Origin of the sequence: Methylobacterium sp. 285MFTsu5.1 (genome assembly GCF_000383455.1) — a bacterium.
In the GTDB taxonomy this organism is placed as follows: Bacteria; Pseudomonadota; Alphaproteobacteria; order Rhizobiales; family Beijerinckiaceae; genus Methylobacterium.
In genome coordinates, this window is record NZ_KB911316.1 from 1 (window position 1) to 23,795 (window position 23,795).

A 23,795-nucleotide genomic window follows, 5' to 3' on the forward strand; every position below is an offset into this window, starting at 1 on the left:
CATCCCGTCGAGTGCCTCCCGCCATGGCCCGAGTTTGGGCGCGGGCTGACTGGTGCGGGTGTAGCGGAAGGCGGTCGCCTCAGAGCGGATCACCTTCCGCACGACCTTACGGGAGACCTTCAGCTCCCGGCAAATCTGCTTGATCGGCTTCTGCTGCACGAAAAAGGCGCGGCGGATCTTGGCGATCGTCTCCACGACAAACATCCCCCGCGCTCCTCCCGTTCGAACACGAGAGGCAGTCTGGATGAGTTGTCCTGGGGTCCCGTTTGGACGCCGATCACCCCAAAAACGGGGTCCTTATTCCACGCTTAAACACACCTCAGGGGCAAAAAGCCCAATGATCCCGTGGGCGGTTATCGGGTCCCACTTCGGCCTAAAGCATTGATGCATCAGCCTCGGCGCGGTCCCCTTGGGAGCGCCAGCACGCTGGCAGTCACCAGAATCTGCGAACTTTCTCCAAGAAACCTGATTGCGCGGAAAGCCCGGCTCGTTCCGTGGGCGCTCCGCGCCCTCGAGGCACGCGCGTCGTCCAGCCGCTGAGCTTCTTTACTGGCGATGGTTTGCGCCGGCCCAGTCGCGACCTCTTGAGGGCTAGGAAGCTCCGGCGGGACGGGGCCGGGTGTCCCGCCTCACCAGAACCAGATGGCGCGTCCGGCCACCGCGTAGATGACGAACCAGAGGCCGATGGCGAGGGCGACAGACGCCACGACAAGGGCCGGATGAGGCCTCCTGCGGGTGCGGCCGGTACGAGCGGGGGCGATCTGATCCATCAGCGAGGCGGAAGCATCTCCGGCCGAACGCATGCCCGAAGGCTGCTCGCCCGGGGCGCTCGGGGCCCCGTGGATGCGGTCGGCGACAACGGTGCCTTACGACCAACATCCGGCGTCGCTGTCCTCATCAAAAGATGCCTTCGCGCCGATCGGATTGCCGGCTCAGCGCGTCGTGCGAATCTCCGATCGATCGCTGCCGAGCGTCGCAGCCTGTGATCGGCGGGGATATCGGGGATGGAACGCGATCCCACCGACATAGGATGTTGCGCGGCGCAACCCATTAACACGGCGCGACTTTCCGCCGGGCATGATCGCACGATGCCTCAGCCTGCGAGTTCGCGATGCATTTCAGGATCCAAGCCACCGGACAGCATCTCTGGACCTGGGTGCTCCTCGACGAGACCGAGATGACGGTGGCCGAATCCGACCGGTCGTTTCCCTCCCGGACGCAGGCCTCGGCGGCGGCTCTGGCCTTCGCGAAGCTGGTCGCGCGCGCCAGCCGCTCGCTGAACGGGGGCGCGTCGAGCGGCCTGCTGTAGGTGATCGCGTCCGCTGCAACCCCGCTGCGGGTTCTCGCGCCGCGGCCGCGGTCGATCAGCGCCAGCGCTCCTTCATGCAAGCGAGCAGATGGACGGTCCGCATGCATCCCTCGCGATCCGACTGGGTGCGCGCGTTGCCCATGCAGGCATCCATTCCCAGGCGCAGCAATTGACGGTCCACGTCCGTCGTGCGGGCGCAGGAGAAGATCGGCTGAAAGCCCTCGAACCGGCTGACCTGCCAGAAGATCGCGACGAACGCCGTCAAGCAGAAGCCGAAGACCATTGGTCGGCTGTCGTAGAACCATTGCCTAAGCTCTCGGTTGTCGACGCCGCGCACGCGCATCCCTGTCCTCATCGCGCAGTCGTATGCCATCGTATCACGGACGGCTCCGCCCTGGCACAGGCGGGCCCCGCCACGCGGCGCGTGGCGTCGCGCGGGAAACACGCGGGAAACGGGATCTGGACTATGCGCCGCGGTCACCTCATCGCTCTGTGCCTCGCGCTGAATGCAGCTCACGCATGGGCCCTGGATGCGCGAACGGCTCCTCCCACGCACGAACCGGAGCGGCCTCGTCCTGCCGAGAATGGCAGACAGTGGCGCAATTCGAGCGACGCGCGATCCGAGGCGAATGCGGCGGCGACCCTTCCTAGCGGCAGCGTCGCGAGTCTCGGCCAGCTGGCGGACCCGGTCGACAGCCCGCTCGTCGCCAAGTTCAGGGCCGTCCTGGCGACATACGATGATTTTGCCGCCCACGGTGATGGCAAGGCGTGGACAGAGGCGCCGGTGAGTTCCGATAGGCTTTCGATCAGACTGCGCGGTGCGTGGCGCGCGAGGTCCCGTCAGTCGACACGTGCAGGCTCACGAGATTGTGCCTCTCCGCGTGCGCCAGATCTCGCGATCCGAGCGCTCGACCGCGTTCCGATCGCTGGATGAACCATCGACCAGCGACCGCGCGAGACGGATTTCGGCGCCCTGTGTTCGCTCTTCACGCGGGATACTCGATCCGTCGGTCGCGCGAGTAGCGTTAATTTCAGCCCGTCCCGTCGAACGCGCACCGATTGTCAGGACGTTCTTGCGGACCGGAGTTTTGCCGTATACCCCACATCGGAGAGCCAACGCGCGATCGAGGGCCGGGGGGATGCCGCTGGTTGTCATCTTAGCCGCCCTGTGCGGCGGATTGCCTGTGCTTGCCTTTGGCTGGCAAACGTTCGGCTTCTACACGATAATACTCGCGTCCTGTGTCGCCAGTGCAGCCGCCGTACTGGTGGGTGGCGGACTCGCGCTCCTGAAGGTCGCGAGGTCCCGGACTTCGCAGGATCCGGCGAAGATCTTCGACATCGACAGGCTCACGAGCGGCGACCGCAGCGACTTTCGGCTCGTTCCGCGCCGCCTCTACTTCGACATCGAGCACGGTCGCGAGATCATCAAGGACGAGATCGGCATCGAGGCCACGAGCATCGACCAGGCGCTCGACGACGCCCGGAGCGTGATCCGGGACATGGTCCAGGAGCTCGCCGACGAGGGCTACGCGGAGGACTGGGTGCTGGTGGTGCGCGATGCCAGAGGGGCTTCGGTCGCGCGCCTGCCCATCGAGCGGACGCCCGCGCAGACACGGCCCGACCGCCGCTCCGCCTGATCGATCGGGTGCGGCGTTCGCGTCCCCGCGATTGCTGGCTCGCGACGATGGCCCAGCATCCTGCGCCGGCCACCGGAGTCGCGCGTGTGTCAGCGCTCGCCCAGCTCGTGAAGCAGGCGGTCGCGGGCGCGGCTGACCCGGCTCTTCACCGTGCCCGGCGGGCACCCGATTACGGAGGCCGCGGCCTCGTAGGCAAGACCGTCGACGGCCACGAGGATCAGCGCCTCGCGATAGGCCGGGTCGAGCCGATCGATCGCGGCCCGGACCTCCTTCAGGCCCATGCTGTGCTCCTGGGCGGCCGGTTCGAAGAGGGTGACGGCGTGCGCGCCGTCGGGATCGGGGACCTCGAAGCGTCGCTTGCGTCGTCCGTTGATGAAGCCGTTGCGCAAGATCGTGAACAGCCAGGCCATCAGGCTCGTGCCGGGCTGGAAGCGCTGCCGGTGCTCCCACGCCTTGAGCAGCGTGAACTGCACGAGATCGTCGGCCTCGACACCGTCGAACGTCAGCGACAGGGCGTAGCGGCGCAGGCGCGGCACCAGGGCGATCAGATCGTCCTTGAACGCACCGGGAACCTGCCGTTCGGACTCGGCGGCATCCAGGGCCGCGGACAGGCGGCCCAGCACGCCGGCCAGCCGTGAGCTCATCTCGATCGGTGCAACTTCTGAATAGTACTGGCGCAGCCGATGACCGAGTTGCGCCTGGATATACGAGATGACGGGATCGGACGCGCCGGCCGGATCGCGCTCTTCGACAGCGGGCTTCACGGTGAAGCTCTGGGCTCGATGGGGTGGAGACAGCGTCGCGACGGGCACGACATCTCGCGGGAGGGCTGCGAACTTATCTCTGGTTGATCTCGACGATGTCAATGATGCAGGTATACCAGTGAAAATTGCGGATCGGGCGGAACCTGCTTGCGCGCAACCCGTTTGTGCCCCGCTGCGAGGGGCGCGGCGTCGAGGCGGCGGGGACCGGACGGATCGTGACGGCGGGTGTCGACAGGCATGAGCTCCGGCAGATCATCGCCGGCCTGAGCGAGGGCGTGATCCTGGTCGAGCCCGACCAGACCATCGCCTACGCCAACGCGGCCGCCCTGGCGATGCACGGTGCCGAGAGCCTCGACGAGCTCGGCCCAACCGTCGACGCCTATCGCGACCGCTTCTGCCTCCGCTACCGCAACAATCACGAGCCGGAGAACTACCCGATCGAGCGCGTGATCGCTGGCGAGACCTTCCACGACGTGGTGGTCGAGGTCACGCGGACAGACCGGCCCGGTGTCGAGTTCGTTCACTCCCTCAGAGGCTTGGTCGCCACCGACCGCGACGGCAACCCGAGCTGCCTCGCGCTGATCCTGAAGGACGTCTCCGACCAGTTCGAGGCCGAGGAGCGGTTCGAGCGCACCTTCAACGCCAACCCGGCCCCGGCGGTGATCACGCGGCTGTCCGACCTGCGCCACGTCAGGGTCAATCTCGGCTTCCTGGAGATGACCGGCCACACCCGCGACGCCGTCATCGGCCGCAGCGTCTACGAGGTCGACGTCCTGGCCGGCGCGCGCAACCGCGACCTCGCCGTCGCGCGGCTCAATGCGGGCGGCACGATCCCGCAGATGGAGGCCTGCCTCGACCTGCCCGACGGCGGGCGTCGCTTCGTGATCGTCGCCGGGCAGCCGATCGAGATGGGCGATGAGCCCTGCATGCTGTTCACCTTCGCGGACCTGGAGCTGCGCCGGAAGGCCGAGGCCGCCCTGCGCCAGAGCGAGGAGCGCTTCGCCAAGGCGTTCAGGCTGACGCCGATCCCGACCGTGCTGGTGCGGGCCGAGGACGGCCAGGTCACGGGCGTGAACGAGGCGTTCAGCCGGGCCTTCGGCCTGGGCGAGGACCGCGTCGTCGGCCGCTCGCTGGAGGAGGCCGGCCTGTGGGTGACGTCGTCTCAGCGGGAGGCCTTCGAGAAGAGGCTGGTGAGCGAGGGCTACGTACTGGGTACTGAGGTCTGCCTGCGCCACGAGAGCGGCGCGAACCTCGACTGCCTGGTCTCGGCCGAGCGGATCACGATCAACGACGCCGATTTCCTTCTGCTGGTGCTGCAGGACATCACCGAGCGCAAGCACTCCGAGCGGGAGCTGTTCGACGCGATCGAGACAGTGATGGCCGACACGTCGTGGTTCAGCCGCGGGCTGATCGAGAAGCTGGCGAACCTGCGCCGGCCTGGCCGGGAGGGCGGCGACGCGGCGGCGCCGAACCTGACCGTGCGCGAGCGCCAGATCCTCAACCTGATCTGCTCGGGGCTCAGCGACGACGCGATCGCGCGCAAGCTCGGGCTGTCGCGCAACACGGTGCGCAATCACGGCGCCGCACTGTACCGGAAGCTCGGAGTCCATCGCCGGACCGAAGCGGTTGTTTGGGGCCGGGAGAACGGATTTCCACTCCAGGGACCCGGTGGCTGAATTTCATTATACTGGTAATTTGGAACTATTGATCCACCAGACGTCGCCATCATCTGACCGCCATCTCACCGTCGGCGGACCGTTCTCCGGTCACCCGGTGATCCCCTCGGCCCCCGCGTGCATGCGGGGGCCGTCTATCCCGGTGGGCCGCGCGCCCGACCGGACCTCTCGACCGACGAGTACGACCGCCACCACGACCGTGAAGGAGCGCACGCGATGAGCAGCACGACCGACAAGATCGAGGGCCTGGCCAACGAGGCGGTGGGCAACGTCAAGCAGGCGGCCGGCAAGGCGACGGGCAACGACAAGCTGGTGGCCGAGGGCAAGGCGCAGGAGCTGAAGGGCGAGGCGCAGAAGACCGTCGGCGACGTCAAGGACGGCGCCAAGTCCGTCGCCGACAAGATCATCGGCAAGCACTGAGCCCGTCCCGCGGCGCCGTCCCCTCGGCGCCGCCCTCAGGCCCTCGCCCGGCACGGTGCCGGGCCTGGCCGCTCGATGCGCGAGAGCAGAGCCGATGCGGCGCTTCGCCAGCCTCTTCCTGCGTCAGGAATTCGTCTTCCTGATGCTGGCCATCCTGCTGAGTGTCGGCGCGGGCGTGGCCTACTGGGCGTCGCGGGCCACCGTCCTGACGATCGCTGTCGCCCCGAAGGACGGAACCGAGCCGGCCCTGATCCAGGCCTACGCGGACGCTCTGGCCAAGCGCCACAAGGAGATCCGCCTCAAGATCCTGCCCTTCGACGACGTGCGCGACAGCGCCGAGGCGCTGGGCGACGGCCGCGCCGATCTGGCGATCGTGCGGCCGGATGTGGAGCTTCCGGATAACGGCCTGACGCTGGCGATCCTGCGCGATCAGGCGATGATCATCGCGTCGCCGGAATCCGCCGGGATCGCCCGCTTCCCCGATCTCGACCGCAAGCGCCTGGCGATCCTGGCCCACAGGGACGCCGACGAGGCGCTCATCCGCGCCATGCTGGAGCATTACGGTCTGACGCTGGTGACCACCGAGCCGGCAGGCGCGCTGCCGCCGCGCCACGTCGCCCTGGTCGAGATGGCCGAGAGCGACCTGGGCGCGGCCTTCGCCCGGAAGCGGGTCGACGCGGTGATCTCGGTCATCGCGCCGACCGCGCCGACGGCGCAGCGGATCGTCGGCCTCGTCCAGGCGGCCAGCCGCGATCGCAAGATCTCCTTCGTGGATGTCGAGAACGCCGAGGCGATCGTTGCCCGTCTACCGCGGCTGCAGGTCGTCACCATGCCGGCCGAGACCTTCGGCGGCAGCCCCAAGGTGCCCGACGAGGAGGTTCACACGGTCGGCGCCTCGTACCGCCTGATGGCGCGCGCGAACCTCGCCCGGTCGGTGGCGGCCGACGTCACCCAGCACCTGTTCGAGCTGCGCAGCGCCATGGCCAACGTCACGCCCGCGGCCGACTATTTTCAGGCGCCCGCCTATGACGGGACCGTCGGCGCGACGAGCGCCCGGCTGCCGATCCATCCCGGCGCTGTCGACTATTACGAGCGCGAGCAGCAGAGCTTCATCGAGCGCTACGAGACCTGGATCTACCTGCTCGCCTTCCTCGGCGGCGGTATCGGCTCCGCGCTCGCCTGGATCGGCCAGCGCCTGTCGCGCCTGCGCCGGGAGCGCGTCGAGGAAGCGACGGACCGCCTGCTGAGGATCCGCCAGGAGGCGCAGGAGACGACCGACCCGGCGCGTCTCGAGAGCCTCGCCCGGGAGATCGACGATCTCGCGGGCGACATCGCCAAGCACGCCCTCGAGCGACCGACCGAGGCGCGGACCATGTCGGCCGCGGCCATCGCCATCGACGCCGCCCGCTCGACCGTCAAGCGCGCCATCACGACCGGCCGGAGCGCGGAGGACGGGTCCGCGTTGGCTGGCCGGACGGTCGCGAGCGACGCGGGCCCGAGCGGGGCCTGACCCATTGCGGCGGATGACCGCCGTACCACCCGGGCCGAGGGCCCGCCTCAAGAGGACGACGCGATGAGCAAGGGATACCCTTCGATGACCGCCCTGCTGGGCCTGCTGGCCGTGGCCGGTTACCAGAACCGCGACCGGATCGCCGAGTGGCTCGGCGGCCACGCCAAGGACGCGTCCCGGTCGCCGGCGCCGCAGGTCCCGCCCGCGACGGGTTCGACCATCCCGGCGAACCTGGATCGGCTCCTCGGCGGCGCCAGCGCGGGCGGCGTCGGCGGCCTCATCGCCGGGGGCCTGACCGAGCTGGTCGACCATTTCACCAAGGGCGGCCACGCCGAGACGGCCCAGTCCTGGATCAATCACGGGCCGAACCGCGACATCCCGACCGCGGATCTGGAGCGCGCCATCGGACCGGACACGCTGGCGGCCCTGGAGCAGCGCACCGGCCTGAGCAAGAGCGAGCTGCTGGCGCGCCTCTCGCGCGACCTGCCCTCGGCCATCGACCGCTACTCGCCCGACGGACGCCTGCCGGCTTTCAGCTGATCCGCTCCGTCGCGGTCGTCGCGGCGGTGCCGCCGCGACGACCGGCACCGGTTCCGGCGGCCGCTACTCGACCAGCTCGTCCACCTTCGCCATCAGCGAGGGCGAGATGGTCAATCCCAGGGAGGCGGCCGTCGTCAGGTTGAGCAGGGTGATGAAGCGCTCGCTCGCCTGCACCGGCAGGTCGCCGACCACTGCGCCGCGCAGGATCCGATCGATGTAGCCCGCCGCCCGCTGCACGTCCTGCTCGACGCTGGTCGTGTAGGCGGCGAGGCCGCCGAGGTGGACCGGCGCCGCGTAGGCGTACACGGCCGGCAGGCGGTGGGTCGCCGCCAGATCGACGATCAGCTGGCCGTACACCCCGGTCACCGCGTCCGGCAGCGCGATGAGGCCGCCCTCCGGTTGTCCGGCGAAGCCGGCGATCGCCGCCTCGATCTCGGCCGCGTCGTGCACGCCCGCGATCCGGGCGTCGATCCCGAGTGCTGGGCCGATGCGGGCCATCTCGGCCGTGTAGCCCGCCAAGCGCGCCCGGTAATCGGGGTTGATGAGGGCGAGCGCCCGCGTCACGCCGGGGCTGAGTTCCTTCAGGAGCTGCAGCCACTTGCCGACGAGGACGAAGTCGAAGTTGGTGAAGCCGGTGAGGTTCCCGCCGGGCCGCGACAGGTTCGTCACGAAGCCGCCGCCGACCGGGTCCTGAAGCATCATGAAGACGATCGGAACCGTCGTGGTCGCCCGCTGGAGCGCGGTCGCGCCGACGACGCCCTGCGCGAGCACCGCGTCGGGCGCGCGCGCGACGATCTCCTCCGCCTGGACGCGCATCCGCTCGGCGTCGCCGTTGCCGTACTGCAGGTCGACCGTCAGGTTCTCACCCCAGATCCAGCCGGCCCGCTTCAGGCTCTCCTTCAGCGTCTCGACGATGACGGGACTGTCGGGATGCGCCTCGCCGTAGACCAGCAGGATCCCCAGGCGACGCTGACCCTTCGCCGGCGCGGCGGCGAGGGCCGGCCACGCGGCCGCGCCGCCGAGGGCCGCGATGACGTCGCGCCGTCTCATCCGCCGGTCTCCCGTCCGAACCCGTTCCGAGCATCGCCGATCGGGAGGGATTCCGATCGCACGCCCTCGGACGGTAATAGGCGCTGCCTTAAGGCGGGGCTATCGGGGCGGGCGACGGGGAAGCCGCGCGCGACTCAGCGGACCTCGACCCGACTGCCGCTGCCGCCGTTCAGCAGCCGCTTCAGGTGGAAGGCCGCCACCCCGTCGTCGGGGCGCAGACCGACCAGGGCCGCGAAGGCGGCCAGCGCGCCGGCCTCCCCGGTATCGAGCTTGGCGTAGGCGTCCTGGTACTGGGCGAGCAGCGCGTCGCCGTAGGCCGCTTCCGTCAGGGGTTCGTAGGCGCGCAGGGCCGTCTGCTTGCCGCGCAGGAGGAGGTCGCCGAGGGGGCGGCCGCGGAACTGTCCGGCGCGGATCACGACGGCGTCGCTGACGCAGATCCGCGTGCCGAAGGCCTTGTTGGCGTTCTCCAGACGGGCGGCCGTGTTGATGGTGTCGCCGTAGGCCGTGTAGTCGAAGTAGCGGCCGCCGCCGAAATTGCCCACGATCGCCGGGCCGGCATGAACGCCGATCCGCGTCACGCCGATCTCGATTCCCCGCTCGCGCCAGCGATTGCGGAAGCCCTCGGCCGCCTCGTCCAGGGCGAGGGCGCAGGCCACCGCCCGCGCCGCGTGGTCCGGCTGGTCCCCCGGCGCGCCGAACAGGACGTGCAGGGCGTCGCCGACGATCTTGGCCACCGTCCCCTCGTGGGCGAAGACCACGTCGGTCATCTCGGCGAAATAGCCGTTGAGGATCTCGGCGAGCTGCGCCGGGTCGAGGCTCTCCACCAGGCTGGTGAAGCCCGCGATGTCGGTGAACAGGGAGGCCACGTCGCGGCGGTGGCCGCCGAGTTCGAGGCCCGACGCGTCCCCCGCGAGCCGCTCGGCGAGGTTCGGCGAGAAGTACCGGGCCAGGGAGGCGTGGGCCCGCTCGGCGAGCGATTGCCGCCGCCGCCCCTCGCGCAGGTCCTCGACGTGGCGCAGCGTCCGCTCGATCGTCGTCTCGAGGTCGGCGAAGTCGATCGGCTTCGTCAGGAAGTCGAAGGCGCCCCGGTTCATTGCCGTGCGGATGTTCGCCATGTCGCCGTAGGCCGAGACGATGATGATCGAGGGGCGCTCGGCCAGCTCCTGCAGCTTGGCGAGCAGGGTCAGCCCGTCCATCCGCGGCATGTTGATGTCGGAGACGACCAGATCGACGTCGCGGCTCTCGGCCAGGCGGTCCAGCGCCTCCTGCCCGTCGTGGGCGAACAGGAACGTGACGAGGCCCTGCCGGATCTGGCGGCGGAACTTCTGGGTGATCAGCGCCTCGAGATCCGGCTCGTCGTCGACGACGAGGATCTTGGCGCTCGGCGCACCGGGCGTCATTCGGTCCCCGCGAAGGCGGACAGACGGCGATCGATCTCGGCCTTCAGAACGGCGAAGTCGATCGGCTTGGTGATCAGGCCCACGGCGCCGGCGGCGCGGACCTTCTCGCGCGTCTCGGCGTCGCCGTAGGCCGTAATCATGATCACCGGCACGTCGGGGCGGGCCGCGCGCACCAGGGGCAGCAATTCGAGGCCGGTCATCCCGGGCATGTTGATGTCCGACAGCATCAGGATCAGGCTCGGCTCGTTCGAGCCGTTGATCCGCTCCAGGGCCTCCGCGGCCGAGTGCGCGAAGGCCATCGCGAAGCGTCCGGCGCGCAGCTCGCGGCGAAACTGCTGCCGGAACAGGTCTGTCACGTCGGGTTCGTCATCGACGACGAGGATCAGGACGTTCATGGCTGGCTCTCAGTCTCGGTCGCCGCCTCGGTCGCCGCCAAGGTCGGTGGCCGAGGCGGCGCGTCCGGCGTAACACTCTGCCGCGGCAGGGTGATGATGAATTCCGTGAAGGCACCCGGTTCCGTGGCGACGTCAACCGTTCCGCCGTGCTGCTTGACGAGGATGTCGTGGCTCAGCGACAGGCCGAGCCCCGTTCCCTCGCCGGCCGGCTTGGTGGTGAAGAACGGGTCGAACATCTTGGCCTTGACGCTGTCCGGGATGCCGGTGCCGTTGTCGCGCACGCGGATCTCGACGCCGTCGCCCCGGTCCCGGGTGGCGACCGAGAGCGTGGGCGCATAGCCGGGTTCGCCATCGGCGGCCCGCTTCTCGGTGGCGTAGAATCCGTTCGACATCAGGTTCAGCAGGACCCGCGTGATCTCCTGAGGGTACAGGTCGGCGAGGCCGGCCGCCGGATCGTAATCGCGCACGAGGGTCACGTTGAAGCCGGGTTTCGCCGCACGGGCCCCGTGATAGGCAAGATTCAGGCTCTCCTCGACCAGCGCGTTGACCTCGACCGGGCGATGCTCGCCGGACCCGGTGCGCGAGTGCAGCAGCATGTTCTTGACGATCGAGTCCGCGCGCTTGCCGTGCTGGACGACCTTCTCGAGATTGCTCTTGAGCAGGCCGGCGAGCTCCTCGACCTCCGCGCGCGTGTCCGGGTCGAGGGTCGTCGGTTCGAGCACCTCCCGCAGCTCGTCCACCAGCTCGTTCGAGAGCGACGCGAAGTTGTTGACGAAGTTCAGCGGGTTCTTGATCTCGTGGGCGATGCCGGCGGTGAGCTGACCCAGCGAGGCGAGCTTCTCGGACTGGACGAGCCGGCTCTGCGCCCGCTGGAGATCGTCGAGCGACCGGTTGAGGTCGCGGGTCCGCTCCTCGACCTTGGCCTCGAGCGTCTCGTAGGAATCCTGGACCCGGCTCGCCATCGTGTTGAACCGGTGCGCGAGGGTCTCGATCTCGTCGCCGGTGCGGATCACGATCCGCTCGGACAGGTCGCCCGCGCCGAACCGCTCCGCCCCGTCCTCGAGCTCGCGGATGGGCACGACCATGCGCCGCGCCAGGAAGGTGCCCGCCACCGCCGCCAGCAGGACGCCGAGACCCATCAGCGACGTGGTCTGGATCACGGATTCGAGCGCCGGCCCCATGGCGTCGCGCAGCGATTCCTGCACGAAGACGATCCAGTCGACCCGCGGGATGGTGGCGTGGGCCGCCAGCACCCAGCCGCCGTCGAGGCCGGTCGTGATCTCGTAGTCCTGACCCGCCATGCGGGAGCCGGGCAGGGCCGCCGCGACCTCGGGCAGGCCGGAGAGGTCGGTGTCGCGCAGGACGAGACTGAGGTCCGGGTGCGCGATCAGGCGACCGGTCGCCGTCGTCACGAAGGCGTAGCCGTGCTCGCCGACGTTGATCGCGCTGACGACGTCCCAGATCAGCTTGAGATTGACTTCCGCGACGGTCACGCCCGGGTCGCGGCCGGCATGGGCCACCGAGACGGTCATGTACGGCTCGGAGCCGCGCCGGAAATAGACCGGGCCGAACCACGTCTTCTGGGCGAGCGCCTGGGTGAAGCGCGGCGAGGTCGAGAAATCCTTGCCGCTGGCGACGGCGTCCGGCTCCAGCCGGGAGACGCGCAGTTGCTCCTTGCCGGCCGGATCGAGGTACGCCACCTCCGTGATGGCCGGCGCCTGGCGCAGCAGGCGGATGAAGTCGTAGCGCTGCTGCTCGGGGGAGACGCGCCGCCACTCGGCGCGCGTCGTCCAGCCGATCTGGCCCTCGATCGAGGACAGGAAGGCGTCGACGCGCTCGGCGGCCGCGCGCGCCTTGGTGCGCTGCGTCTCGATCGCGGTCCGCTTGGCGTCCTGGTAGTTTAGCGTCAGGTCGACGGCGCCGTTGATGAGCAGCACGAGGCTGACCAGGCCCACGAAGGCCACCGCGAACTTCCCCGCGAGCGGCAGGCGGAACCAGCGCGGCGGCGCTGTCGCGGCCGGCGGGGAGGCTGTCGGGCGCGGCGCCGTCATTCGACGATCTCGTCCGCCTGGGCGAGGAGCGCCGACGAGATCGTCACGCCCATGCTGCGGGCCGTCTTGAGATTCACGATGAAGTCGAACTTCGTCGGCGCCTGGACCGGCAGGGTCGCGGGGTTCTCGCCGCGCAGGATGCGGCCGACATAAGCGGCCGCCCGGCGGACCGTCTCCACCGGATCCGGTCCGTACGACATCAGGCCGCCCCGATAGGCGAAACGCCGGATCGCGAAGACCGCGGGGACCCGGAGACTCGTGGTGAGCGCGACGATGTGGTCGCCGTTGGCCTCGCTGAACGTGCCGGGGGCGACGATCAGGCCCCCGTCGCCCCGCCGCGCGAGCGCGGCGATCACCGGCTCGATCTCGGCCGCCTTGTCGATCTTCACCACCACCGGCTCGATCCTGAGCGCGGCCGCGGTGGCGCGGAACGGCTCGGCGTAGAGGTTCTCGCCGCGGATCTCGGTGCTCGGATTGGACAGGAGCGTGACGTGCCTGAGGCTCGGAACAGCCTCCTTGAGGGCCGCCACCCATTTCCCGCCCAGCGGCGCCTCGTAGAGCGTGAAGCCGGTGATGTTGCCGCCCGGGCGCTGGAGACTCTCCACGTACCCGAAGCGGACCGGGTTCGAGGCGCCGACGAACACGATCGGGATCTGCTTCGTCAGAGCCGCCACGGCCGTGAGCTGCGCGCTGAGGTAGGCGAAGATCACCTGCGGCTGTGCGGCCACGAGTTCGGTCGCGAGGAGACGCGTGCGCTCGCGGTCGGCCCCGGTCCAGCGATCGTCGACCCGCTGATCGGGATGACCGTGGTCGCGCAGGCCGGCATGAAACGATTCCGCCAGCACCCGGCCCTCGGGATCGCCCTCCGCGAACGGCCAGAGGGCCGCGACATGGGCCTGACCCTGCGCCAGCACGGTGCGCGGCCACCCGGCGAGCGCCAGGGGCAACCCAGCGAGTACGGTTCGCCGCCTCATCGGACCATCGCGCCACATCCCCGCCCACGGCCCCGCCGCGCGCTCAGGCCCCGCCCTGCGATCGACTGCCGAAGCATAGTGTACGCTCGACTGCGACACCACGCGCGAGCCGCCGCGCGGTTATCAAAATGCCAGCCGCATGCCGCCGACGATGTTTCGCGGAGCACCCGCGAAGACCGATCCCGTGGTGGTCGCCAGCACGGCGGCGCCGTTCTGGAGTCCGGTCGTGCCGCTGATGCTGTTGGCGAGGTTCTGCGCGGAGGCGACGTAGGTCGTGTCGAACAGGTTGCGCACCTCGACGTACAGGCTCAGCCGCTTCGCGTAGCCGCCCGTCAGCTCCGTGGCGTAGTGCAGGTTGGCGTTGACCACCGCGTAGCCCGGCGCCTTCAGCAGGTTGGCGTTGTCGAGGTAGAAATCGCCCTGGACGACCGTCTCCACGAAGGCGCCGAGACCCGCGAGCGGGCCGCTCGGCACGTCGTAGCCGAGGCGGGCGAGGATCTGGTGGGCCGGAACCCCGGGGATCCGGTTCCCGGCCCGGTCGAAGGACCGGCTCAGGCTGCCGGCGCTGAGCTGCTCGGCGTAGCGGGTGTAGATCTGGTCGTCGAACGTGTAGGCCAGCGTTCCGCGCCAGCCGGGCGCGAAGGCCCAGTCGGCGCCGGCCTCGATGCCGCGATGCTCCGAGGCCGGCGCGTTGAACGTGTAGGCGAGGAGGCCGGCCCCCGGCGATTGCGAGACCAGCTCGTTGCGGAAGAACTCGTAGAACCCGGTCACGCTCAGGCGGAGATCGGTCACCGGGCTCCACTCGGCGCCGAGATCGAAGCCGAGGTTCTCCTGCGTCCGGAGCTGCGTGTTGTTGCCGGGCAGCCCGGCCGGGGTGATGAACAGGTTGCTGGCGGCCGGCGTGGTGTAGCCGGTGGCGACCCGGCCGCGCAGCGCCCAGGCCGCGTCCGGCCGGTAGACCAGGGCCAGTTCGGGGGCGACGTTGAGGAAGGACCGGTTCGCGTCCGCCACCGTCCGCGTCGTGCCGCTCGCCGCGTGCGCGTAGGCGACGTTGCGCCCGGTGATCGTCGTGGTCTCGGCGCTCAGGCCGAGGATGCCGGTCCACTGGTCCAACAGCCCCAGCTCCAGCCGCGCCCGGCCGCCGAGATTGGACTGCACCGCCGTCTGATCGCCGATCAGCGCCCCCAGGCGCGGGCCGACGTAGGGGGCCCGGTTGAAGGTGGTGATGTGGTTGTCGATCGTGTTGTAGGCGAGCGCGACGTAGCCCGTCGCCGGCAGGCCGAACACGTCGCCCTGCCGGGTCAGGTCGGTCAGGAAGTTCCAGGACGGGTAGGAGCCCCGCGACGCGGTCGTGTAGAACGGCTGGTCGAAGTTGCGCTCGTCGAAGCCGAGCTGCGTGCGCCACGTGGTGAACGCGTCGAGGTCGTGCTCCCAGCGGACGGCCACGATGGTCCGGCGGTCGTTGCGCCCGAAGCTGCCCTCGTCGGCCGTCACCGGCACGGTCGCGCCGAACGCCCCGTTCCGGAACAGGTTGAAGGTGGTGCAGCCCGGAGCCGCGTTCGCGGCCGCGGCGCAGCCGCGCTGGTACGGGTTGATCCGGTACTGGGCCAGGGACGCACGGGCGGGCAGGTTGGCGTCGAGGGTGTTGTTGATCACCTTCAGGGTGAAGCGATTGTCCGGCGTCGGGGTGTAGCTCGCGAGCAGGTTGATGGTCTGCGTGTCGTAGCTCGCGTGGTCTTGGTAGCCGTTCGCGCGGACATCGCTGGCGAACAGACTGATCTCGAACGGGCCGCTGACGCCGCCGACGGTGAAATAGTTGCTGAGGTAGCCGAAGCTGCCGGCATCCACCCCGATCTCGTAGCCGTCGATCTCCCGCCCGGTGCGTGTCCGGAACGCGATGGTGCCCCCGGTGGCGTAGTTGCCGAAGAGCGGCGATTGCGGCCCGCGGAACACGTCGATCCGGCCGTAGGCGCGGGGGTCCGTGAGGTCGAAGCGCGCCGCCCCGTCCGGCTGGGTGAGGATGAAGCCGTCCTCCAGGACGACGGTGTTCTTGATCACGCCGGTGGAGCGGGCGTTGTTGCCGCGGATCGAGATGACCACGTCGCGGCCGCCGTTCCCCTGCCGCACGGTCACGCCGGGGCTGTTCACCAGGACCGAGCCGATGCTGGTCGCCGGCCGGTTCGCGATCGTGTCATCGCGGCCGATGCCGGTGACGATCTCGCCGACCGGGTGCTCGATCACCGCGGGCGCCGAGCCCGGCGGCGCCGCCACGCCGAAGGCCGGCGCGGCGGGCCGGCCCGCAACGGGCGCGGCCTCGCCCTCCACTGAGAGTTCCTCGAGGGTGACGGCGGTCTGGCCGAGGGCGGGGAGGGGGCTTCCGGCGAGCAGGAGCGCGAGGGCGCCGCCGCGCAGGACGGGGGAGTCGGAGGTCATCGGAGGTCTCGTCTGATCGATGGGGCGAGCGGCGGCGCCGCCCGGAGGACGGGCGATCAGGCACAGCGGGGCGGCCCGCGGGGCTGGCCGATGAAGGCGGGGACCGACGCGGTCCGGACGGGGGGCGGGATCGGCCACGCCACCGCCGTCCAGCGCAGGCGGCGCGCGAGGCCGGGCGCGTGCGGGAGCAGCGGCGGGACGGCACCGGCCCGACACAGCCCGCAGAGGGCGCAGGACCCCGGTGCCGGCGCGCCCGGGCCGACCGCCGTGTCACCGGCCTGATCCGGCGCGTGCCCGCACAGGATCTGGCCGGGCAGCGCGCCCCGATCCGCCTGCGCCATCCGGAGCGCGACGGCCGGCGCGAGCGCCTGGATCCAGAGCGCGAGCGCGATCAGCACCGCGCCCGGGAGGCCCGGGCGCCCGCGTCTCAGGCGCGGAGACGTGTGCACGGGCACGGCGCCCGCCCGCACCGGCTCAGCGCGCCCACCGTCTTCGCAGTCGGCCCGCGGCGAGGTCGAGACCGACCATGGCGGCGATGGCGAGCCCGGTCAGCGGGAAGAGCGCCCCGAGCCCGAGGATGATCGCGGTCACGGTCGCAGCCACCCGCCGATCCGCCGGCCAGGGCGGCACGCCGAGGCCGCCGGCCGGGCGCCGCTTCCACCACATCGTCCCGGCGGTGACGGCGAGCAGGAATGTGGCGAGGCAGAAGCCCAGCATCGCCATCTGGTTCGCGCGGCCCCAGTGCTCGCCCTTGTGGATGCCGATCCCGTACTGGATCGCCCGGCCGACCGGTCCGAGATCGGTGAAACGGACGTCCACCAGCGGCCGGCCGGAATACTGGTCGAGGGTGATGACCCGCTGCCGCGTGACGTCGCGCGGGTAGATCGCGGCGGCGTAGACGCCGTCCGCGCCGACGGGCAGCGCCAGCTCGAAGCCGGGGGGCATCCCCAGATGTCGAAGGATCGCCACGGCGTCGTCGATCCCGACGCTCGCGGCCGCGGCCGGCACGGAGCGCGGCACCGGCGCGTCCTGCAGGGTCCACCCGGCATCCTCCAGCCGGTCGCGCAGCGGCACCGTCGAGACCGGCCGATTCGCCCAGAGCGCGGCCGGTTGCCCGAGGCCGGCGGCGTTCGACCACGCGCGCAGTTCCTGCCCCCACCAGATCGACCAGGGCAGGCCCGTGAGTGCCAGGAAGAGCAGCCCGCCGCCGGCCACGAACCCGGTGACGGCGTGAAGGTCGCGCCACCACACGCGCCGGCGCGGGCCGCCGCGCACCGTGACGACGCCGCCCGCGCGGCCGCGGGGCCACCAGAGATACGCGCCGGTCAACACTAGGACGATCGCGAAACCGGCGACGATCTCGATGACGGCGTTCGCGAGGGGCCCGACCAGGGCGAGGCTGTGCAGTCCGCGGATCACCGCCATGAGCTCGCGGTCACGGTCGACGCGGTCGAGCACGTCGCCGGTATAGGGGTTTAGGTAGACGTGGATCCGGCGGTCGCCGGAAGCGAGCGTCACTCGCGCCGCGGCGTCCGGCGCGGCCGGGTCGATGTAGGTGACGGGCGCGCCGTCGGGCACGGCCTGCAGCGCGTTGAAGATCAGCCGGTCCGGGCCGATCGGCGCCGTCGCCTGCGGCGCGACCCGGGTCCGGTACGCGAACAGGCTGCCATTGATCTCGTCCTTGAACAGGTAGAGCGCGCCGGTGGCCGAGAGGCCGATCAGGAAGGGCAGGCAGAGCAGGCCGGCGTAGAAGTGCCACCGCCAGACGGCCCGATAGACGGCGTCGCGGGACAGTCGCCGCGTTGCCGCCGCCCCGTACGCGGGGGCGTCGCCGTGGAGAACAATCGACATGATGGGAGGTCCGGGCCTGAACGATCGGGAGCGGGATCGTCAGGCCTTGGGTGGACCTCGCGCGGTGCCCGTCGAGGCCGGCGGGCCGGTCGTCGGGATCTCGGATTCGGGGCGCCACGCGCGGCGCGTCTCGGCGGCGACGGGCCAGCCGGTCGCGGTCGGGTCGACGGTCGGCAGGACCAGCGCGCCGGCCTGCACGAGCGTGCAGCACGGATGAGCGTGCGCCACCGGGCCGGCGGGGTCGCCCGAGGCGTGACCGGCGCAGATCGCCGCGTCCGAATCGACCCAGGCCTGTGCCGGGGTGGCGAAGCCGAGGAAGGCTTGGAGCAGCAGCGCGTAGAGCGCGACCAAGCCGATGATCGCGCGCCCTCGAACCGTGAGAGGCTGGCACCGGCGCATGGACCGATCTAGGCGGCCGCGCCGCGGCGCGTCAACGGCCGACCGCTGTTCGGTCCGTGCCAGACCCACACCTCGCTGAGGATCAGAGGAGGATGCGCCGGGCTCCGGGCAAGAAAAAACCCGCCGGATCGGAGATCGGGCGGGCCGGCGCGGTGGCTGGGGGACCTGGATTCGAACCAGGACTAGAGGAGTCAGAGTCCACCGTTCTACCGTTAAACTATCCCCCAATCAGCCGTGAGCCCTGCGCATCCGGTTTCGAAGATGGCGGGGCAGAGCCCGCAGCGCATCGAGCGGCTCCGGGCGTGGGCGGTGAGATAGGCGGAATGGTTCGGGAGGTCAACCGGTTGTTCTGCTGTTGACGCCACCTCGGCCGCGGCCGTAACCGTGAGGTCGCGGATGCTGCCAGGAAGGGTGGCCGAGTGGTTTAAGGCAGCGGTCTTGAAAACCGCCGTGGGGGCAACTCCACCGTGGGTTCGAATCCCACCCCTTCCGCCAGCAGGCCTGGATCGTGGACAAGCTTCCCGCCGTTTGGCGGTCCACCCCACCGTCTGCCCCACCAGCTGACGGGACTCGTTGGCTCAGGGACCCGCGACCGTCTCCGGACTGCGCGAGGCCGCCGAGATCACGGATCAGGCGATCACGGCATCGTCCGGGCGGGCAGCCTCGTCACGAAGAACATACCGCCGAATATCGTCGCCGCAGGCGTGCCCTGCCGGGTTATTCGCCCGATCACGGAAGGGGATCGCACCGGCTTCAGATCGGTTAAGGATCGGCAGCGGGCCGAATGGCGATGTCCGCTCCGATGCCTCTGCCCCCTGAAAGCGGACCGGGGCAGAACCACTCTGGCCAGCCATCACCTTTCGAATATCTTGCGAACTTCATGACTGGGCACGAAGCTTCAGAATGCGCCAGCTATCCGGCTGCAGTTTCCGGACCGGGATCGCGCTGGGACCGACCCTGCGCCAAGCTCCTGGCGATCCTGGATCGCTTCGCCGCGTAGGCAGGAGCGACCATCGGGTAGTCGTTCGGCAGGCCCCCCTTTGCCCGGTACGTCTCCGGCGTCAAACCACAGGCGGTCAGATGCCGCTTGATCGTCTTGTACCGCTTACCATCCTCGAAGCTGATCAGTGCCTCGCGTGTGATCGACGCCCGGACCATCTTCGGTGTCGCTTTCCTGTCTCCATCCGCGGTCGACGGATCGGTGGGCTGAAGGCCGGTCAGGGCAGCGGCCGCCGTCGCGATCAGCGCCGGCATCTCCGAGGCTGCGACGCGATTGTGAGACACGTAGGCCGCCACGAGGTTCGCCGTCATTGCGCTGTAATCGAGGGAGACGTTGCATGCGTTGGCCGCATCATTATTCATTTCTCTGTCTACTCCCGCACATTTCGGTCGAAAATTGTCTATACGTCTTAGAAAGACGCGGCGCATATGAAATCTAATCCACATTAATGTAATGTATTCATAATGACTACTTTAGGTAAAGGCACTCGCGTTGATCTGGCTATCGGTGGTTGATATCCGGGCGATACAGCGCTTCGAGGCACTCGGAATCGCGTGCTTAGGACAATGCGCTTATCGTGATTCAACGCAGGGTGGCGTCGAGCGCATGACGCGCCTCACAGCAGGCCGCGTCTTGCAGGCGGCTCGACTCGTCACGAGGCCATCAGAATCGCTCACCGCGTTTCCGCCCTGACGAGTCTGGATCCCTTCCCGACGCCCGCGGCCGGTCGCATAACAGCGCTCCAGCGCCGGATTTTGTCTGCTCGGAACAGGGCCCTGTCAGCGTGACTATGCTCACGGCCAATCGCGACCCAACCCAGACGGCCGGAACGGAGCTGACGGTTCCTGAAAGCGGCCTTCCACGGATCGTCGGACTCCATCGATTGAGTGCGGTCTCACATCCCGGAACGCGATTGCCGTGGGGCAAGTCTTCTGGATCTCTATAGAGACCGTCGGACCCTCGGGTGCGGGCTTCTTCCAGAGGATATCCCGGTAGCCGGGATGAAGCTGCAAGTTTTCGGCAATCGCCGATCGCCTGGCCGCGATCGCGTCACGCCTCGGACCGTTGACGGGTCAGATACGTCAACTGCCATGAGGCTTAAGAGGGCGTCGGCTGTCTTGGAGCTTACCCCGACGCTGAATGTTAAGGATCAGGCATGCGGTGCGCCATAAGGCGGCGGTGACCGCGATCAAATCTGCTACACCGATGATGATGCCGAGGCAGCCAGCCATCGAGCGTGACCTGTCTCGCGAATGCATCCTGGATACCGATATTCGCCATTAAGCATCGATTGATTGCGTTGTCGTATCTCCAGATAACGATATTCAGGTGCACACTCGTAATCTACTCCATCATTCTATTATCGAATATTATATTGAAATCTCTGTTGCATGATCTGCATAATCAATGTATTTTAATATTATTTTAAGTAATGCAGATTACTTTGTGTCACTTAAAGAAGTATAAAGTGGTGCCTCTATGCTGCGAAACTCCAGTATCCTGATCAAGGCGTCTGTTCCGCTGCTGATCATGGCCGCAGTCGCCGCCGGCCTGGTTCATTACGCCATCGGAGAGCTCAATCTACTCGCAGGGCAAATGCGCGAGATCGTCGACACGCAGGCAGTCCGCCTCGAACGGATCTTGGCTGTTCAGGTCAACACCAACGATGCAGCGATCCAGGCGCGCAACCTCATTCTCGAAACCCGCGAGCAGGAGATGGCCGGCTATAAAGTGCGGTACGATGCGGCTGTAAAGACGTCACTCGATGCTGCGAACACCTTGATCGCGATGGCGGACACGCCCGATCGGAAGGTCACCAACGAAACTCTCCAGAGTATTCTCAAGGAGTTCTACTCTGCTCTGGATAAATCCAACGCGCTCGGCCTCAAGAATGACAATGAAGCTGCTGCTAAGGTCCTTCTGACTGACGCTTCTGCCGCGCGCACCAAGATGCGGGATTTTGTTCAAGGTCGCGTCACGCGGCTGAACGCCGAGCTGCGCCAAGCCCGCGATGACTCCGAGCAGGCCGTCACCACGGCTAAAACCGTGCTGATCGGCGCCTCCGTGGCTGGCCTCGTCAGCGCCGTCGCGCTCTCCGCGCTGATCGTGATCTTCGGCATCACCCGCCCGCTGGGCAGCCTCGTGGGCGTCCTGCAGCGGATGGCCAAGGGCGCGGTCGACGCCGAGATCCGCGAGGCCGCCCGCGGCGACGAGATCGGGGCCGTCGGCCAGGCCGTCGAGGGCATCAAGACCATGGTCGCCCGCAAGGCCGCCGAGGAGGCCGAGGTGAAACGCCGCGCCGATGAGGCCGCGGCTGCCGAGCGCAAGCGTACCATGATCGAGCTCGCCGACGGCTTCGAGCGCGCCGTCGGCGGGATCGTCGGCCTGGTCTCGTCCTCGGCCACCGAACTCCAGGCCACCGCCCAGCAGATGACCGCCACCGCCCAGGAGACCGCATCCCAGTCGACCACCGTGGCCGCCGCCGCCGAGGAGGCCTCGACCAACGTCAACACGGTCGCGGCCGCCGCCGAGGAACTCGGCTCCTCCGTGCAGGAGATCGGCCGGCAGGTGACCGGCTCGGCCCACCTCGCCCAGGCCGCGGTCGGCGAGGCCGACCAGACCGCCCACCTCGTCCAGGCGCTCAGCCAGAACGCCGCGCGGATCGGCGACATGGTCGGGATGATCTCCGGCATCGCCGGCCAGACCAACCTGCTGGCGCTCAACGCCACCATCGAGGCGGCCCGCGCCGGCGCGGCCGGGCGGGGCTTCGCGGTGGTGGCCTCCGAGGTGAAGGCGCTGGCCGAGCAGACCGCCAAGGCGACCGAGGAGATCGCGCGCCAGATCGGCGAGGTCCAGGGGGTGACCGCGCAGGCGGTGACGGCGATCGGCGGGATCACGGGCCGCATCCAGGAGATCGACAGCGTGGCGACCTCGATCGCGGCCGCCGTCGAGGAGCAGGGCGCGGCGACCCAGGAGATCGTCCGCAACGTGGCGCAGGCCTCGGCGGGGACGCACGCGGTGACGGGCAACATCGCCGGCGTGGCGCAGGCGTCGGAGGAGACGGGGGCTGCGGCCTCGCAGGTCCTGTCGGCGGCCTCGGAGCTGTCGCGGCAATCCGAGCATCTCGGCGCCGAGGTCGCCCGCTTCCTCGCAACCGTGCGCGCCGCCTGAGGGTGGCCACGGCCGAGATCCGCGTCGTCCCGGCCCGGCCGAACGGCTCAGACCAGTCCGACCGGCTGCACGCAAATCTCGCTGCCGCGTACGCGCGGGGCGAGGATCTCGGCGCGCGCGCCGCACATCTAGGCCGGCGGCGAAAGGCTGCTCCAACTGAGCCGCGCGTTGGAGCACCCGATCAAGGATATGGATCTCTCGCTCCATGAGCTTGGGCTGCAGGATGCTGCCACGATCGAAGCCTTGCGAAGCTTCGTGAGCGCGGCAGAGGAGCTCGCCAACTCGACGCAGCGGTTTCCGCCCACTCTGTGACTGTGGCCGCCAATCGAAGCTGGACGCTGCACCGCCCCGTCGTCGCACGGAGGCCGCCTTGGGCGGGCTGTTGCTGATCTCTGATGATCCGGACCGGGCGCCTCGCACGTTCCCTCGGCCCCGCGCGGCGTTGCACCGTCCACGACCTGTATGACGACATCGCGCCGGCGGAGCTGCCGGACCTCATCGTCGGCGACGTCGCCGGGCTGACTTCGGAGCCGCTGCGCGCGACCGGCGCCCTGTTTCTGTTTCTCACCTGAGGCAACGCTGCCCGCGCCGAGGCCCAGGCCCGGCTCCTCGCTCCGACCGACATCCTCCCGGCCCTGTCCGTGCTCGAGCGGCTGCTGGATCGGATCGACCGGCTCCAGGACCGAACGGACTGGTGCCGACCCATACCGCTTTGTGGACAGCTGTCTGGCTGATCCCGAAAGCAGCCATCCGCCAGTCAGTCATCGACATCGGCTCAGAATGAATTGAGGTTCCTCAACATAGGGCACTGGAGCATCTCTGGCCCTGCACTCGGCAGGCTGCTTCCAGATCTACGATTCCCCTACGTTCCGGGCAGTAGCGCTGTAATCGTCTCGCTTCTGCGAGCTTTCGGCGCCCGGCAATCGATCGCCGGTAGCCGGGAGCCACCATCCATACCTTGGAATGCGTTCGCCCGGAGCCGAGCTCCGGGCGTGGTGTAGACGCTCAGGGTGAGGTTTACCGCAGGAGCTGGAGGACGCCCTGCTGGGCGGAGTTGGCCAGCGACAGGGCCGAGATGCCCATCGACTGGCGGGTCGACAGCGCCTGCGAGTTCGCCGCCTCCTGGTTCAGGTCGGCGTTGGTCAGGTTGGCCGAGCCCGTCTGCAGCACGTTGATCAGCTGCTTGGAGAAGTCCTGGCGGTTCTGAACCACCGA

The 23,795-nt window shown here is 69.0% G+C and carries 21 protein-coding genes, 2 tRNA genes and 1 pseudogene; 9 read left to right on the forward strand and 15 right to left on the reverse strand.

Translation table 11 applies throughout. The annotated features are described in order from the left end of the window. Positions 1-204, reverse strand: a pseudogene (locus tag H288_RS33210) (IS21 family transposase); the annotation flags it as partial. Positions 205-1,111: 907 nt separating this feature from the next. Between H288_RS33210 and H288_RS0130560 the strand changes: the two are divergent. Then, entirely contained in the window at positions 1,112-1,309 is a 198-nt protein-coding gene (locus H288_RS0130560; protein ID WP_020096365.1) for a hypothetical protein, read from the forward strand. A gap of 55 nt (positions 1,310-1,364) precedes the next feature. Here the strand turns inward: H288_RS0130560 and H288_RS0130565 are convergent, their stop codons facing one another. After that, positions 1,365-1,652, reverse strand: a complete 288-nt coding sequence (locus H288_RS0130565; RefSeq protein WP_026605446.1) for a hypothetical protein — start codon at positions 1,650-1,652, stop codon at positions 1,365-1,367. 796 nt (positions 1,653-2,448) lie between these two features. On the opposite strand from H288_RS0130565, the gene H288_RS34490 reads away from it, so the two are divergent. After that, a complete protein-coding gene (locus H288_RS34490; RefSeq protein WP_020096367.1) occupies positions 2,449-2,946 on the forward strand; it encodes a hypothetical protein in 498 nt (165 codons plus the stop codon). Positions 2,947-3,035: 89 nt separating this feature from the next. Here the strand turns inward: H288_RS34490 and H288_RS0130575 are convergent, their stop codons facing one another. Next, positions 3,036-3,758, reverse strand: a complete 723-nt coding sequence (locus H288_RS0130575; RefSeq protein ID WP_245274588.1) for a sigma-70 family RNA polymerase sigma factor — start codon at positions 3,756-3,758, stop codon at positions 3,036-3,038. A gap of 167 nt (positions 3,759-3,925) precedes the next feature. Between H288_RS0130575 and H288_RS0130580 the strand changes: the two genes are divergently transcribed. From H288_RS0130580 to H288_RS0130600, 4 genes are all read left to right on the forward strand, one after another. Then, positions 3,926-5,386 carry a helix-turn-helix transcriptional regulator gene (locus tag H288_RS0130580; protein ID WP_026605448.1) on the forward strand — a complete coding sequence of 487 codons (1,461 nt, stop codon included), beginning with the start codon at positions 3,926-3,928 and terminating at the stop codon, positions 5,384-5,386. A 216-nt stretch (positions 5,387-5,602) separates the two neighbouring features. Beyond that, the gene (locus tag H288_RS0130590; protein ID WP_020096372.1) at positions 5,603-5,806 is read left to right on the forward strand and encodes a CsbD family protein; all 204 of its coding nucleotides are present in this window, start codon (positions 5,603-5,605) and stop codon (positions 5,804-5,806) included. A gap of 94 nt (positions 5,807-5,900) precedes the next feature. Beyond that, positions 5,901-7,316 (forward strand): TAXI family TRAP transporter solute-binding subunit, encoded by a 1,416-nt coding sequence (locus tag H288_RS0130595; protein WP_020096373.1) that lies wholly within the window; start codon positions 5,901-5,903, stop codon positions 7,314-7,316. A 63-nt stretch (positions 7,317-7,379) separates the two neighbouring features. Continuing rightward, positions 7,380-7,856 (forward strand): YidB family protein, encoded by a 477-nt coding sequence (locus H288_RS0130600; protein WP_026605449.1) that lies wholly within the window; start codon positions 7,380-7,382, stop codon positions 7,854-7,856. A gap of 63 nt (positions 7,857-7,919) precedes the next feature. On the opposite strand, the gene H288_RS0130605 is transcribed toward H288_RS0130600, so the two are convergent. The 10 genes from H288_RS0130605 to H288_RS0130650 all read right to left on the reverse strand — a co-directional run bounded on the left by H288_RS0130605 (position 7,920) and on the right by H288_RS0130650 (position 18,636). Beyond that, entirely contained in the window at positions 7,920-8,906 is a 987-nt protein-coding gene (locus H288_RS0130605) for an ABC transporter substrate-binding protein (protein ID WP_020096375.1), read from the reverse strand. Between the two features lie 134 nt (positions 8,907-9,040). After that, positions 9,041-10,306: an adenylate/guanylate cyclase domain-containing protein gene (locus H288_RS0130610; RefSeq protein WP_020096376.1), complete on the reverse strand. Its 1,266-nt coding sequence runs from the start codon at positions 10,304-10,306 to the stop codon at positions 9,041-9,043. Continuing rightward, on the reverse strand, positions 10,303-10,701 hold the full coding sequence (locus H288_RS0130615) for a response regulator (RefSeq protein WP_020096377.1): 399 nt from the start codon (positions 10,699-10,701) through the stop codon (positions 10,303-10,305). Before H288_RS0130615 ends, H288_RS0130610 begins: the two co-directional genes overlap by 4 nt. Beyond that, positions 10,698-12,752, reverse strand: a complete 2,055-nt coding sequence (locus H288_RS0130620) for an ATP-binding protein (RefSeq protein ID WP_020096378.1) — start codon at positions 12,750-12,752, stop codon at positions 10,698-10,700. Before H288_RS0130620 ends, H288_RS0130615 begins: the two co-directional genes overlap by 4 nt. Continuing rightward, the gene (locus H288_RS0130625; RefSeq protein WP_026605450.1) at positions 12,749-13,726 is read right to left on the reverse strand and encodes an ABC transporter substrate-binding protein; all 978 of its coding nucleotides are present in this window, start codon (positions 13,724-13,726) and stop codon (positions 12,749-12,751) included. The genes H288_RS0130620 and H288_RS0130625 overlap by 4 nt, the downstream gene beginning before the upstream one ends. A 123-nt stretch (positions 13,727-13,849) precedes the next feature. Further along, the gene (locus H288_RS0130630; RefSeq protein ID WP_020096380.1) at positions 13,850-16,159 is read right to left on the reverse strand and encodes a TonB-dependent receptor; all 2,310 of its coding nucleotides are present in this window, start codon (positions 16,157-16,159) and stop codon (positions 13,850-13,852) included. 56 nt (positions 16,160-16,215) lie between these two features. Beyond that, positions 16,216-16,608, reverse strand: coding sequence for a DUF2946 family protein (locus H288_RS0130635; RefSeq protein WP_234081150.1), 393 nt, complete (start codon positions 16,606-16,608; stop codon positions 16,216-16,218). Between the two features lie 25 nt (positions 16,609-16,633). Continuing rightward, positions 16,634-18,010: a PepSY domain-containing protein gene (locus H288_RS0130640; RefSeq protein ID WP_020096382.1), complete on the reverse strand. Its 1,377-nt coding sequence runs from the start codon at positions 18,008-18,010 to the stop codon at positions 16,634-16,636. Positions 18,011-18,049: 39 nt separating this feature from the next. After that, positions 18,050-18,361 carry a hypothetical protein gene (locus H288_RS0130645; RefSeq protein WP_020096383.1) on the reverse strand — a complete coding sequence of 104 codons (312 nt, stop codon included), beginning with the start codon at positions 18,359-18,361 and terminating at the stop codon, positions 18,050-18,052. A gap of 201 nt (positions 18,362-18,562) precedes the next feature. Further along, positions 18,563-18,636 (reverse strand) — tRNA-Gln (locus tag H288_RS0130650). A gap of 178 nt (positions 18,637-18,814) precedes the next feature. Here H288_RS0130650 and H288_RS0130655 point away from each other — a divergent pair. Next, a tRNA-Ser gene (locus H288_RS0130655) sits at positions 18,815-18,904 on the forward strand. A 417-nt stretch (positions 18,905-19,321) separates the two neighbouring features. Here H288_RS0130655 and H288_RS0130660 read toward each other — a convergent pair. Beyond that, a complete protein-coding gene (locus tag H288_RS0130660; RefSeq protein WP_043713600.1) occupies positions 19,322-19,771 on the reverse strand; it encodes a MucR family transcriptional regulator in 450 nt (149 codons plus the stop codon). A gap of 1,117 nt (positions 19,772-20,888) precedes the next feature. Between H288_RS0130660 and H288_RS0130665 the strand changes: the two genes are divergently transcribed. After that, positions 20,889-22,580 carry a methyl-accepting chemotaxis protein gene (locus H288_RS0130665; protein ID WP_043713604.1) on the forward strand — a complete coding sequence of 564 codons (1,692 nt, stop codon included), beginning with the start codon at positions 20,889-20,891 and terminating at the stop codon, positions 22,578-22,580. Positions 22,581-22,975: 395 nt separating this feature from the next. Further along, positions 22,976-23,152 carry a hypothetical protein gene (locus tag H288_RS36170; protein ID WP_020096387.1) on the forward strand — a complete coding sequence of 59 codons (177 nt, stop codon included), beginning with the start codon at positions 22,976-22,978 and terminating at the stop codon, positions 23,150-23,152. 445 nt (positions 23,153-23,597) lie between these two features. Here H288_RS36170 and H288_RS33220 read toward each other — a convergent pair. Then, positions 23,598-23,795 (reverse strand): flagellin (locus H288_RS33220; RefSeq protein WP_043712904.1); only part of this gene is annotated, 198 nt, incomplete at its 5' end.

Excerpts from the sequence above, each read along its gene's own strand:
- H288_RS0130560 (WP_020096365.1), top strand. The coding sequence starts at position 1,112 with ATGCATTTCAGGATCCAAGCCACCGGACAGCATCTCTGGACCTGGGTG.
- H288_RS0130565 (WP_026605446.1), bottom strand. The coding sequence starts at position 1,652 with ATGCGCGTGCGCGGCGTCGACAACCGAGAGCTTAGGCAATGGTTCTAC.
- H288_RS34490 (WP_020096367.1), top strand. The coding sequence starts at position 2,449 with ATGCCGCTGGTTGTCATCTTAGCCGCCCTGTGCGGCGGATTGCCTGTG.
- H288_RS0130590 (WP_020096372.1), top strand. The coding sequence starts at position 5,603 with ATGAGCAGCACGACCGACAAGATCGAGGGCCTGGCCAACGAGGCGGTG.
- H288_RS0130595 (WP_020096373.1), top strand. The coding sequence starts at position 5,901 with ATGCGGCGCTTCGCCAGCCTCTTCCTGCGTCAGGAATTCGTCTTCCTG.
- H288_RS0130600 (WP_026605449.1), top strand. The coding sequence starts at position 7,380 with ATGAGCAAGGGATACCCTTCGATGACCGCCCTGCTGGGCCTGCTGGCC.
- H288_RS0130605 (WP_020096375.1), bottom strand. The coding sequence starts at position 8,906 with ATGAGACGGCGCGACGTCATCGCGGCCCTCGGCGGCGCGGCCGCGTGG.
- H288_RS0130610 (WP_020096376.1), bottom strand. The coding sequence starts at position 10,306 with ATGACGCCCGGTGCGCCGAGCGCCAAGATCCTCGTCGTCGACGACGAG.
- H288_RS0130615 (WP_020096377.1), bottom strand. The coding sequence starts at position 10,701 with ATGAACGTCCTGATCCTCGTCGTCGATGACGAACCCGACGTGACAGAC.
- H288_RS0130620 (WP_020096378.1), bottom strand. The coding sequence starts at position 12,752 with ATGACGGCGCCGCGCCCGACAGCCTCCCCGCCGGCCGCGACAGCGCCG.
- H288_RS0130625 (WP_026605450.1), bottom strand. The coding sequence starts at position 13,726 with ATGAGGCGGCGAACCGTACTCGCTGGGTTGCCCCTGGCGCTCGCCGGG.
- H288_RS0130630 (WP_020096380.1), bottom strand. The coding sequence starts at position 16,159 with ATGACCTCCGACTCCCCCGTCCTGCGCGGCGGCGCCCTCGCGCTCCTG.
- H288_RS0130640 (WP_020096382.1), bottom strand. The coding sequence starts at position 18,010 with ATGTCGATTGTTCTCCACGGCGACGCCCCCGCGTACGGGGCGGCGGCA.
- H288_RS0130660 (WP_043713600.1), bottom strand. The coding sequence starts at position 19,771 with ATGAATAATGATGCGGCCAACGCATGCAACGTCTCCCTCGATTACAGC.
- H288_RS0130665 (WP_043713604.1), top strand. The coding sequence starts at position 20,889 with ATGCTGCGAAACTCCAGTATCCTGATCAAGGCGTCTGTTCCGCTGCTG.
- H288_RS36170 (WP_020096387.1), top strand. The coding sequence starts at position 22,976 with ATGATCCGGACCGGGCGCCTCGCACGTTCCCTCGGCCCCGCGCGGCGT.